10 protein-coding genes are annotated in these 12630 nt (G+C 45.2%); 7 read left to right on the top strand and 3 right to left on the bottom strand.

Going from position 1 to position 12630, the window contains the following annotated elements; all coding sequences use genetic code 11:
- Nucleotides 1–1068 carry a molybdenum ABC transporter ATP-binding protein ModC gene (gene modC / locus PR799_RS03930; RefSeq protein WP_154628663.1) on the top strand — a complete coding sequence of 356 codons (1068 nt, stop codon included), beginning with the start codon at nt 1–3 and terminating at the stop codon, nt 1066–1068.
- A 162-nt stretch (nt 1069–1230) separates the two neighbouring features.
- On the opposite strand, the gene PR799_RS03925 is transcribed toward modC, so the two are convergent.
- The gene (locus PR799_RS03925; protein WP_154628661.1) at nt 1231–2049 is read right to left on the bottom strand and encodes a pyridoxal phosphatase; all 819 of its coding nucleotides are present in this window, start codon (nt 2047–2049) and stop codon (nt 1231–1233) included.
- 213 nt (nt 2050–2262) lie between these two features.
- Here PR799_RS03925 and pgl point away from each other — a divergent pair, with 213 nt between their 5' ends.
- Nucleotides 2263–3243: a 6-phosphogluconolactonase gene (gene pgl / locus PR799_RS03920; RefSeq protein WP_272521302.1), complete on the top strand. Its 981-nt coding sequence runs from the start codon at nt 2263–2265 to the stop codon at nt 3241–3243.
- 47 nt (nt 3244–3290) lie between these two features.
- Here the strand turns inward: pgl and bioA are convergent, their stop codons facing one another.
- A complete protein-coding gene (gene bioA, locus PR799_RS03915; protein ID WP_272521301.1) occupies nt 3291–4562 on the bottom strand; it encodes an adenosylmethionine--8-amino-7-oxononanoate transaminase in 1272 nt (423 codons plus the stop codon).
- A gap of 93 nt (nt 4563–4655) precedes the next feature.
- On the opposite strand from bioA, the gene bioB reads away from it, so the two are divergent.
- The 5 genes from bioB (at nt 4656) to uvrB (ending at nt 10953) form a co-directional block, all read left to right on the top strand.
- The gene (gene bioB / locus PR799_RS03910; RefSeq protein ID WP_272521300.1) at nt 4656–5693 is read left to right on the top strand and encodes a biotin synthase BioB; all 1038 of its coding nucleotides are present in this window, start codon (nt 4656–4658) and stop codon (nt 5691–5693) included.
- Nucleotides 5693–6850: an 8-amino-7-oxononanoate synthase gene (gene bioF, locus PR799_RS03905; protein ID WP_272521299.1), complete on the top strand. Its 1158-nt coding sequence runs from the start codon at nt 5693–5695 to the stop codon at nt 6848–6850. The genes bioB and bioF overlap by 1 nt, the downstream gene beginning before the upstream one ends.
- On the top strand, nt 6828–7643 hold the full coding sequence (gene bioC, locus PR799_RS03900; RefSeq protein WP_272521298.1) for a malonyl-ACP O-methyltransferase BioC: 816 nt from the start codon (nt 6828–6830) through the stop codon (nt 7641–7643). The genes bioF and bioC overlap by 23 nt, the downstream gene beginning before the upstream one ends.
- The gene (bioD, locus tag PR799_RS03895) at nt 7636–8310 is read left to right on the top strand and encodes a dethiobiotin synthase (RefSeq protein WP_272521297.1); all 675 of its coding nucleotides are present in this window, start codon (nt 7636–7638) and stop codon (nt 8308–8310) included. Before bioC ends, bioD begins: the two co-directional genes overlap by 8 nt.
- Before the next feature lie 624 nt (nt 8311–8934).
- Nucleotides 8935–10953: an excinuclease ABC subunit UvrB gene (uvrB, locus tag PR799_RS03890; protein WP_272521296.1), complete on the top strand. Its 2019-nt coding sequence runs from the start codon at nt 8935–8937 to the stop codon at nt 10951–10953.
- Nucleotides 10954–11022: 69 nt separating this feature from the next.
- On the opposite strand, the gene pgtP is transcribed toward uvrB, so the two are convergent.
- Complete coding sequence (pgtP, locus tag PR799_RS03885; protein WP_132494322.1) at nt 11023–12402, bottom strand: phosphoglycerate transporter PgtP; 1380 nt, start codon at nt 12400–12402, stop codon at nt 11023–11025.
- Nucleotides 12403–12630: the final 228 nt, after the last annotated feature.

Genomic DNA, 12630 nt, shown 5'->3' with positions numbered 1-12630 from the left:
ATGTTAGAACTAAATTTCGCTCAAAGATTGGGTGATTTACAAATGGAAGTGAATACCCAGTTACCCACGGAGAGCATCACGGCAGTTTTTGGATTATCCGGTGCGGGAAAAACATCACTAATCAACGTGATAGGCGGATTAACTAAGCCAAATAAAGGGCGTATCGTTCTAAATGGACGCACGCTGGTGGATATCGAAAAAGGGATCTGCTTGCCCCCTGAAAAGCGCCATATTGGCTATGTTTTCCAAGATGCTCGGTTATTTCCCCACTACCGCGTAAAAAGTAATTTACGTTACGGTATGGCGCCGCAAATGAAAGAGCGATTCGACGATATCGTTGAATTGTTGGGGATTGAAAAATTACTAAATCGTTTCCCAATGACCCTATCCGGTGGGGAAAAACAGCGAGTGGCAATTGGGCGCGCATTATTAACAGCGCCTGAAATTTTGCTGATGGACGAGCCATTAGCTTCTCTTGATCTTCCTCGCAAGCGTGAATTATTGCCTTACTTAGAAAAGCTCTCCCAAGACGTTAAAATCCCGATTTTGTATGTCAGTCATAGCCTCGATGAAATCCTGCGTTTGGCGGATAAAGTTATCGTCATGGCGCAAGGTAAAGTGAAGGCGTTTGGCCCCCTAGAAGAGGTATGGGCAAGTAGCGCATTGCGCCCTTGGTTACAGCAAGAAACCTTGAGTAGCGTGTTGAGTGTGGAAGTGCATAGCCAGCACCCTGATTATCAGATGACGGCGGTAATGGTTGGCAATCAAAAGTTGTGGATCCCCCGCGTCGATGTAGATAAAAACAGTGCGTTGCGGTTACGCATTGATGCCTCTGATGTCTCGTTAGTGCTTGAAAAACCTTCAGTGAGCAGTATTCGTAATATTCTTTCTGCGGAAGTGGTGGAATGGATAGAGGATGGCGAGCAAGTGGATGTGAAGTTAGATTTGGGGGATGAGCACTATTTATGGGCAAGGATCACGCGCTGGGCTAGGGATGAACTTTCGATTCGTAAAGGACGGAAGGTGTTTGCGCAGGTTAAGTCGGCATCCCTTTCTAAAACATTCTAAAGGCTCGTTGTTCTTCACACCGCAGCGTTGTTGCCTTCATTAACTCACCCTAGTCACATACTTGTGTATGCTCCTAGGGATGAGTGAATTTGTCGCCTAGCTGCAATGCGAATAACTTAGAGCCTGCTCTGAGTTATGTATTTATCTATGCGACAGTACTTCTTACAAAACATATTTACGGATCACTTCGGCGATACCCGGTTCGGTATTCACGCGAGTGACTAGCTTCGCTTGCTGTTTGATTTCATCAACGGCGTTGCCCATAGCAACCCCGAGGCCTGCGGTTGTTAGCATACTTAAATCATTGAAATTATCGCCGAAAGCAACCACATCATTCATACTCATACCTTGGGCTTCGACCCATTCTTTCAGGCGCTGACCTTTGCTATTGCCTTTGCGACCCACATCCACCTGATCTTCCCACGACCATTCGCAATCCAAGTCTAATTCTGATTCAATTTCACGAACAATATCGTGCAGGCGTTGATGGTCTGGTGAGGTGACAGCGAATTTCCAAATGTACTCATATTGGTTGAGTGCATGAGCGAAATCTTCGATAAATTCGAAAGTTGGGCGCTGGTGCTGAGGTAAAGATTGCGCCCAATTTAATGTCCGCGTCACACCTTCAGTTTTCGTGTGATACAGCATCGCATTATCAACATACATTAAATGTTGAATATCAGAGCCGCGCAGTTTTTCAATCAGTAAAGCAGCGGAATCCACCGTCATTGGGTTGGATTTAAGGACTTTTTTACCTAAATAGTCATACAGATAGGTACCGTTACAGCAAATTGCAGGGGTATCTAAGTCAAGTGTCTGATAAAACGGATGAATGGCCACATGGTGGCGACCTGTCACAATGATGACTTTTACCCCTTGTCGACGGGCTTCATTCAGGACTTCTAAAGATTCGGGCAGAATTTTTTTCTGGTGATCAAGTAGCGTTCCATCGAGATCAAGGGCAATAACACGGTATGACATAAACGACTCCATATGATTTTTTTCGGATTCATTTTAGGGCTTTATGATAACTGAAGTTGATTAGTGTTTATACACTAAACTGTGCGGAGCTGGTTTTTAGTGGTTATTGGGTTTTTAGCCGTAATTTGGTTTTTTAGCGGCAATTTGATTTTTTTTCGGTATAGTCAGTCAATCATTTCATTCGATGATTTTACTATCAATCAAGGAGTCAGGATGGATCAGGTTGTTTATGTTGCCAGCCCAGAAACCCAACAAATTCACGTTTGGGCGATGAATCAAGTGGGTGAACTCTCACTACTGCAAACCGTGAGTACGCCAGGGCAAGTACAGCCAATGGTGGTGAGCCACGATAAAAAGCATCTGTATATCGGAGTTGGTCCTCACTTGAGCGTTGTGACCTATGATATTGAACCTCAAGGTACATTACGTTTTAAAGCACAAACCTGCGTACCAGGAAAACCTGTGCATTTATCGCTGGATAATAGCGGTAAATTCCTGTTTGTCCCTTCTTATCACCAGCACAATTTAGCGGTATTACCGATTGGCTGTGACGGGGTTGCAGGAGCACCAATTCAAGTGATCGAAGGATTGCGCCATCCGCATTCATCCCATATGGACGCTGATAATCAGCAGCTGTGGGTGCCATGCCTAGGCGAAGATCATATTCGCCTGTTTGATCTGACAGAAAATGGCTATTTAACTGAAGCCACAGCGGATCAAATCACGACAGCATCGAAAGCAGGCCCTCGTCATTTAGCGCAACACCCTCAAGAAAAAGTGATTTATTGCTTGAATGAACTAGATTCCACGATCAACGTTTACCATAAATTTACGCGTTACCGTGAAATGCAGAATATAGCGTTGTACCCTGCAGGTAATCAGAGCCAGCGTTGGGCGGCGGATATTCATATCACGCCAAATGGTCGTCATTTATATGCGAGTGAACGCTCAGAAAGTTACTTAGCTCACTATCAAGTGTCTGAGAATGGGCGCGAGTTAAGTTTAGTCGGACGCTACCCAACACAAGCGCAGCCTCGTGGTTTTAATATTGACCCATCAGGGCGTTTCTTGGTGTCGAGTGGACAAAAATCCGATCATATTTCAGTGTCAGAGATTGACTCTATCACTGGAAAATTAACTGAATTAGCGCGTTATAAAGCCTCTGCGGGCTGTATGTGGGTGACATTCCGTTAATTGTTGATAAGCCTGCCGCTGTGTGAATAACCCAGCGACAGGTTTCATTACGCGGTAAGCACTTTTTCCATTGCTTGAGTTATTTTACTCAGCTGCTCTGGGGTAATAATATACGGCGGCATCACATAAATAAGCTTACCAAATGGGCGTACCCATACCCCTTCAGCCACAAAAATTTTCTGCAATTCGGCCGTATTGACTGGTTGTTTCATCTCAATCACACCAATAGTGCCTAGCACCCGAACATTTTGAACACTGGAATAACGGGCAAGGGGAAGTAACTCCGTTTTCAGTCGCTGCTCAATGTTGGCAACAGTCTCTTGCCATGGGCTTTCTAGCAATAATTTCAAACTGGCATTGGCAACGGCGCAGGCCAATGGGTTCCCCATAAAGGTCGGTCCGTGCATAAAGCAGCCTGCTTCCCCATTACTGATGGTTTCCGCGACATGGCGAGTGGCAATGGTGGCCGAGAGGGTCATATATCCCCCCGTCAAACCTTTACCTAGGCACATGATATCAGGTGAAATTTCCGCATGCTGGCAAGCAAATAACTTTCCGGTACGACCAAAGCCAGTGGCGATTTCATCTGCAATGAGCAGTAATCCGTAATGGTCACAAAGCTCACGAACGCCTTTGAGGTAATTAGGATGATAAAAACGCATTCCGCCCGCACCTTGAACGATGGGTTCTAGGATGATCGCGGCAATGTCTTGATGATTCTCGGCAAGTTGACACTTGAGTGGCTGAAGATCATTTTCATTCCATTCATCATGGAAACCACATTGAGGCGCATCGACAAAAATATGAGGCGGCAAATAACCTTTGTATAAACCGTGCATGGAGTTGTCAGGATCACACACCGCCATCGCACCAAAAGTATCGCCATGATAACCATGACGTAAAGTGAGAATGCGCTGGCGCTTTTCACCGCGAGCTTGCCAGTATTGTAGCGCCATTTTTAAGGAAACTTCTACGGCGACGGAGCCAGAATCTGCAAGGAAAACACACTCTAATGGCTCAGGGGTGATGGCAACCAGTTGTTTGCATAATGCAATGGCGGGGGGATGGGTAATACCCCCGAACATCACGTGGGACATTTTCGCCAGTTGGTCAGTGACCGCTTGATTGAGTACCGGGTGATTATAGCCATGAATGGTTGCCCACCATGATGACATTCCATCCACCAGCCTTCTACCATCTTCCATAATCAGCTCAGCACCTTCTGCGGCAACGATTGGGTAGGCAGGAATAGGGTGGCTCATTGAGGTGTAAGGATGCCAAATGTGCTTGGCATCAAAAGCAATATCACAGCTGTCCATAATTATCTTTCGTCAACTTTTTTTAGATCATTTAGTTGACATGATAATCGCAATATTTAAACTGGCAACAACTTTTTCAACTGGAGAGTTCCCGTGAGCCAACTAAAACAGTGGACAATAAAACAAGCTAACGAACTGTTTTCAATGCCGTTTTTCGAATTACTATTTCAAGCACAGCAAGTACATCGCCAACATTTTGACCCGCAACAAGTGCAAGTGAGCACGCTGCTATCTATCAAAACAGGGGCATGTCCTGAAGATTGTAAGTATTGCGCTCAAAGTGCGCGGTATAAAACGGGCTTAGAAACTGAGCGCTTGATGGAAGTCCAGCAAGTGGTTGAATCGGCGAAAAAAGCCAAAAATGCGGGTTCCACGCGTTTCTGTATGGGCGCAGCATGGCGTAATCCGAAAGAGCGTGATATGCCTTACCTTGAAATGATGGTCAAGGAAGTGAAAGCGCTAGGAATGGAAACGTGCATGACGCTGGGGATGATTGATGATTCGCAAGCAGGTCGCTTAGCGGATGCGGGGTTGGATTACTATAACCATAACCTTGATACCTCACCGGAATATTACGGCAATATTATCACCACGCGAACTTACCAAGACCGTTTAGATACGCTGGATAATGTGCGTAATGCGGGAATTAAAGTCTGTTCAGGTGGCATTTTGGGCCTAGGTGAAAAAGTCAGTGACCGTGCGGCATTACTCGTGCAGCTGGCGAACTTACCAAAACCACCAGAAAGTGTGCCTATCAATATGTTGATGAAGGTTGAAGGCACGCCAATGGCAGATAACGACGATGTCGATCCATTTGATTTTATTCGTACTATTGCTGTAGCGCGGATTATGATGCCAAGCTCCTATGTGCGTTTATCCGCAGGGCGCGAGCATATGAACGAGCAAACCCAAGCGTTGTGCTTTATGGCGGGTGCGAACTCTGTTTTCTATGGCTGCAAACTGTTAACCACGCCAAACCCTGATGAAAATAAAGATATTGCGCTGTTTAAAAAGCTGAATATCAACCCTGAGCGTATTGAAATGGAAGACGCGGAAGATCTGCAAGCAGCTAAATTGGCAGAAACGCTGTTAACCGCGGACAATGCGCAATTTTATAACGCGGCAGTCTGATGGGCTGGGCATCGTTTATCGATAGCCAATTGCAGAAGCGTAAAGACGCTTCTGCATGGCGTGAGCGCAGATGTATTGAAAAAAGCGCTGGGCGGGAACTCCATTTTCAAGGCAAAAGCTACCTGAATTTTTCGTCGAATGATTATTTAGGGCTTAGCCAACACTCCGACATTATCCGTGCTTGGCAGCAAGGTGCGCAAGAGTATGGGGTTGGAAGTGGTGGCTCTGGGCATATCACGGGGTTCACTCGCGCTCATCACCAAGCGGAGCAGAAACTGGCTGATTGGTTGGGTTATCCACGTGCCATTTTGTTTATCTCCGGCTTTGCCGCTAACCATGCCGTGATCACTGCGTTAATGATGGCGGAAGACCGTATTCTGGCTGATAAACTCAGCCATGCTTCTTTGTTAGAAGGGGCTATGCATTCCCAAGCCCAGTTACGGCGCTTTGGTCACAATAACGTTGATTCCCTCGAAAAGTTAATTAGTAAACCCCATGAAGCGAAAACGTTAGTGGTGACGGAAGGGGTGTTCAGCATGGATGGGGATAGTGCGCCACTTGATGAACTGCAAACACTGGCTCACGCCCACGATGCATGGTTAATGGTCGATGATGCTCATGGACTTGGGATCTGGGGTCAACAAGGGCGTGGTAGCTGTGATGCATACGGTATTAAGCCCGAGATTCTTGTGGCTACGTTTGGTAAAGCCGTTGGCGTTAGCGGGGCTGCGGTGTTGTGTGATGAACGTACTGCGGCCTTTTTAATTCAAGCGGCTCGCCATCTTATTTACAGCACCTCAATGCCTCCGGCTCAAGCCGTCGCTATCTCGGCGGCGATAGAAAAAATTCAACAAGCGGACGAGGAACGGGCTCAATTACAGCGCAATATTCGCTATTTTAGGCGCCAGCTTAATTTACCGGATATGCAGTTGGTGGATTCAAATACGGCTATCCAACCGCTGATTGTCGGGGATAATGAAAAGAGTTTGCAGTTATCACAATTCTTGCGTGAGAAAGGCATTTGGGTTCAAGCAATTAGACCGCCAACGGTTCCTCCAGGGAGTGCCAGATTACGCATGACATTAAGCGCCGCTCATCAGCAAGACGATATCGACAAATTATTGGAGGCTCTCAATGAGTTTGTCTTTGTATCATGATGAGGCGAGTTTATCGCGAAATATTCGAGAAAAAACCAAGATAGCTTCCGCATTTGGGCGTGCAGCCTCACGCTATGATTCTCTGGCTAGCTATCAACAAAATAGCGGTAAGCGGCTGCTTGGCTTGTTAGAAAGCCACGAGACAATAGAGACGCCTATGTTTTCTCTACAGGTATTAGATGCGGGCTGTGGGACAGGATTTTTTAGCCAAATTATCAAACAGAGGGGAGCGCATGTGACGGCGCTTGACCTCTCTGCCGGCATGCTAGATGTCGCGCGAAACAAGCAAGCGGCACACCGTTATGTCTGTGGGGATATGGACGCGCTTCCTTTTGAGGATGCCAGTTTTGATTGGGTATTTTCGAATTTAGCCATTCAGTGGTGCGATGATCTATCTCATGTTCTAAGCGAGCTATATCGTGTGACCAAGCCAGGTGGCGTTATCGGGTTCACCACATTAGCGGAGCACTCCCTTGGTGAACTCTCGGTGGCTTGGAAAGCGTTAGATGATTCCCCTCATGTTAACCGTTTTTTACCCTACTCAAAGATTGTTAAGAGCTGTCAGGCGTGGCGTAGCCAACTTTATCAACAAGCGGATACGCTCTATTTTTCTAACCTCATTGAATTGCTTAATTCGGTGAAGGGAATCGGCGCAACTCACTTAACTGCTGGTCGCCAACCGGGGCTGATGACACGTCAGCGTTTGCAGCAACTAATCGAGGTATACCCAAATACCGAGAAAGGGCTGCCATTAACCTATCAAACTGTATTTGGAATTATTTATCGTGACTAAAACGTATTTTGTAACCGGAACCGATACTGAAATCGGCAAAACGATGTCGAGTTGTGCATTGTTACAAGCGGCTAATCTGCAAGGGCTGAAAACCGTAGGGTATAAGCCAGTTGCTTCAGGTAGCGAAATGACGGCACAAGGTTTGCGTAATAGTGATGCACTACAGCTTCAAGCGAATAGCCGCATTAGCGTGCCTTATGAGCAAATCAATCCCATCATTTTTGAAGCGCCAACGTCACCACACATTGTGAGTGAAAAAACGGGTCAGCCCATTGAATTTTCTGTGATGACTCAAGGGCTAAAACAGTTACAGAAGCAGGCTGAATGGGTACTAGTGGAAGGTGCTGGCGGCTGGTATACCCCATTATCTGCCGAACAAACCTATGCAGATTGGGTGGTTGAGCTGCAGTTACCCGTGATTTTGGTGGTTGGTGTGAAGCTTGGATGTATTAACCATGCGGTATTAACCGCGCAAGCTGTGAAAGCCTCTGGGTTATCTTTAGTTGGCTGGGTTGCGAATGAAGTGGAACCTGCGGGCACATATCAACAAGAATATCTCACTGCATTGAAGCGTATGATAGGTGCGCCATGCTTAGGGATCATCCCGCATATCGAAAGCCAATCTACCGATTGTTTAGGGCAATATTTAGACCTTTCCTTCCTTTAAGATCCCTTAAAAATCGTCATAAACCCGCTATACAATTAGGTATGGCGGGAATACGCCTTTGACTTATTTTTGCCGATCTTTTTTAACGTTAATGATCCTTTTTTTGTCAAGTTTCATCGGGAAAATACTAAGTAGTTTCCGTAAAAAAACAGAATATTTTTCTTTTGTCGCGAATGGAGAGTAAAAACACTTTCACCATTTCGCCATATTTCTGTCATTTTATCGCCAAACCGTAAAATGAGCATGTTACGGGAGTGCATGAGGCGGAAGGGCTTCCAGAGTTATCCACTATTTCTGTGGATAACCTTGTGAATTAACATTCAAAAACCATTCTGATGCTAGGTGACAAGCGGCTTTGCCTTTATTTGATGTGATTCTGGGCTTTTATATAATTTCATTTAAATACAAATAGTTAAATAAAAGCAAGCGTTCTATTTAGATTTGCGTTAAAGCCAAAAAGTCTAAAAGCATAAAATATCCACTTTCGAAAAGGTCAAGTTTTATTTTGGGGATAACATTTTCGTAAACAGATTTCAACCTCATAAAAAGGAAATTTATCGCCAGTACTTGAAGCTGGTTTTTTATCCAGTATCATAGGCGAGAGATTATTAAAGAGGCATAACTATGAGCAAGGATTTTAAACTGTATTCTGATTTTCAGCCGGGAGGCGATCAGCCTGAGGCGATTCGTAAATTAAGAGAAGGGTTAGAAGATGGTCTTGCTCATCAAACCTTGTTAGGGGTTACGGGGTCAGGTAAAACATTTACAATTGCTAACGTTATCGCTCAAGAAAATCGCCCAACGATGTTGATGGCGCATAACAAAACCTTGGCTGCGCAACTCTACAGCGAAATGAAAGCCTTCTTTCCTGAGAACGCAGTGGAGTATTTTGTTTCTTACTACGACTATTATCAGCCTGAAGCGTATGTTCCCAGCTCTGATACCTTTATTGAGAAAGATGCTTCGGTAAACGAACATATCGAGCAGATGCGTTTGTCTGCAACCAAAGCTTTACTTGAGCGCCGTGATGTTATTGTAGTGGCATCGGTCTCTGCAATTTATGGGTTGGGCGATCCGGACAGTTATTTGAAAATGATGCTGCACTTGACTGACGGCATGATCATTGACCAGCGCTCTATTTTGCGCCGCCTCGCAGACTTGCAATATACCCGTAATGACCAAGCGTTTACGCGAGGGACTTTCCGTGTTCGTGGTGAAGTGATCGATATCTTCCCTGCAGAATCTGATGAATATGCATTAAGAGTTGAACTTTTTGATGACGAAGTGGAGCGATTATCGTTGTTCGACCCGTTAACCGGAGCTATTCAACATCGAGTACCACGCTTTACCGTGTACCCTAAAACTCACTATGTGACGCCAAGAGAACGAATTCTTGAGGCGATGGAAAATATCAAAGTCGAGTTAGCTGATAGGCGAAAAGTGTTGTTAGAGAATCATAAGCTACTGGAAGAGCAGCGGATCACTCAGCGCACCCAATTTGATTTGGAAATGATGAATGAGCTGGGCTACTGCTCCGGCATTGAAAACTATTCACGTTATCTTTCGGGTCGTGCTCCGGGCGAGCCACCACCAACATTATTTGATTATTTGCCCGCTGATGGATTGCTGGTTGTGGATGAGTCTCACGTAACCATCCCTCAAATTGGTGCGATGTATAAAGGTGACCGTTCTCGTAAAGAGACTCTCGTAGAGTATGGTTTCCGGCTGCCTTCTGCCCTTGATAACCGCCCAATGCGTTTTGAAGAATTTGAAGCTTTAGCGCCTCAAACTATCTATGTCTCTGCGACACCGGGTAATTACGAGTTGGATAAATCAGGACAGGAAGTGATTGAGCAGGTAGTTAGACCGACAGGGCTGCTTGATCCGCTGATTGAAGTACGCCCGGTGGCTAGGCAGGTGGATGATTTGCTATCCGAAATTCGTATTCGCGTCCAGAAACAGGAGCGTGTGCTGGTCACCACCTTAACCAAGCGCATGGCGGAAGATCTCACCGAATATTTAGAAGAGCATGGGGAGCGTGTGCGTTATTTGCACTCGGATATTGATACGGTTGAGCGTGTCGAAATTATTCGTGATTTACGCCTCGGCGAGTTTGATGTACTGGTTGGGATCAACTTATTGCGAGAAGGTTTGGATATGCCAGAGGTTTCGCTGGTGGCTATCCTTGATGCTGATAAAGAAGGTTTCTTACGTTCAGAGCGTTCACTGATCCAAACCATCGGTCGTGCAGCGCGTAACTTGAACGGTAAAGCCATTTTGTATGGGGATAGGATCACTAACTCCATGGAAAAAGCAATTGCTGAGACAGAACGACGTCGTGCCAAACAGATGGCGTTTAATGAAGCCCATGGGATCACGCCTAAAGGCTTGAACAAGAAAGTGGGGGATATCCTCCAGATTGGTCACAAAGTGGGTGGTAAAGGGAAAGGGCGCGGTAAAGAGAGCATCAAAGATGAATCTCTGCTTAATGTCCAATCCATGTCAACGAAAGAGCTGGAGCAGCGTATTTCTCAGCTTGAAGCACAAATGTACAAGCATGCTCAAGACTTGGAATTCGAAGCTGCGGCGCGAGTGCGAGATGAGTTACAAACACTACGAAACCAATTTATCGCCAATTCGTAATTAACAATGAATAGTAAAGGTAGAGCTCAGCAAAATACTTGCGCTCTACCTTATTTATTCTGACTGAGATTACGCGTTAGCTAACTGGCCTTTTGCTATTACCGATTGGCGGTTACGCTCAAGTTCTAATGCACCTAAGTGAGACAGTACACAAAAGATAATGCAGCAAACAATGCCTCCTAACAGCAGATAGAAACCGGCATGCCAGCCCATACGGTCAACCACGAAACCAAATAAGCTAGTACCTAAAGTTGCGCCAAGGATATAGCTCATAAAACCACGTAAGCCGACGGCTGAACCAACTGCGAAGCTTGGCACGATTTCCATTGTTTGTACTGACGCTAAGAACTGAGGCACATAGATTAAGCAACCAACTACTGCTGCAAAGAAGGTGACGACAGCTAATGATTGGCTTTGCCAGTAACCGATGAGGCAGAAGAAAATCAGTGTCATACAGACAATAGCTAACGGCATTCTACGACCTTTAAACAGTTTGTCTGTTAACCAACCCGCTAATAAAGTGGATGGAATCGCCGCCCATTCGAAGAATAAAAATGCCACGCTCATCTGATCTTTAGAGAAGTTTTTCTCGGTCAGCAGGTAAATTGGTAGCCAGCTGATCACGCCAAAACGCACCATATACACAAAGACGTCAACAAAAGAGATATACCACGCATTTTTATTTTTCAGTACATAGGTACAGAAAATTTGGAAGGCGCTCATATTCTCTGGTGATTGCTCTTTTTGCGCCGAAGTCAGGATCACTTTTTCTTCTGGCATCATTTGGTCAAGTGCAGGTAAACCTTCTTGTTTTGGGGAACCTTTACCTAATACCAACACAACCCCTGCAAATAAAATCGCAATACAAGCGGGAACCATGTAACTCGCACTTTGCCAGTGCTCTGTTCCTAATACGGCGAAAGCAGCACCGACGATTGGGGCAACAATCCCTCCACCCACGTTATGAGAAATATTCCAGAATGCACCGATACGACCACGTTCACGACGCGGGAACCAGTTTGCAATGGTGATAAATGACGGACCCACACCCATGCCTTGGAACATACCATTAAGCACTACAAAACCAACGAATAACCAGAATGCGTTACTAAACCCCATTCCGAAGTTGACGATGGCACACAGGATCAAACCAAATGCCATAAATGCTTTTGGGCTAGCTTTATCGGCAAGGCTACTCATCACCCCTTTGCTGATCCCGTAAGCAATTAGCATACAGCTGGTTAATAGACCAATTTGAGTCGTACTTAAATCTAAGTTTTCTTTCAAATACGGGGTAGAGAGCGTGAAGTTGTTACGAACAATATAGTAAGCCAAATAGCCTAAGAAAACGCTGAGCAGTGCTTGAACACGATAGCGTTTATAGGCGGCAGGAACTTTTTCTGGTGCAATTTGTTTTTTTGCCGTGGCTGGCGTTAAAAATGACAGCATAGGTTCACCTGTGAAATAGAGTAAAAAGAAATTCCCTGATGTTTTTTGTCGTTTTATTTCTGACAGGCTCATCATGTTCTTGTTGAAAAAATATCGCAATATGAAGGATTTGGGTCAAAATTGACCCAATTTTGTATAGTGACGAGTCAAATTGACCCATTCATAAATTAACGGGAATGGATTTCAAAGAATGAACAACTAAGGGTTGATTTAATCGCGTAACAATGA

This window comes from Providencia sp. PROV202 (assembly GCF_028479565.1).
GTDB lineage: Bacteria > Pseudomonadota > Gammaproteobacteria > Enterobacterales > Enterobacteriaceae > Providencia > Providencia zhijiangensis.
This window is presented reverse-complemented; position numbering and strand designations above follow the sequence as displayed.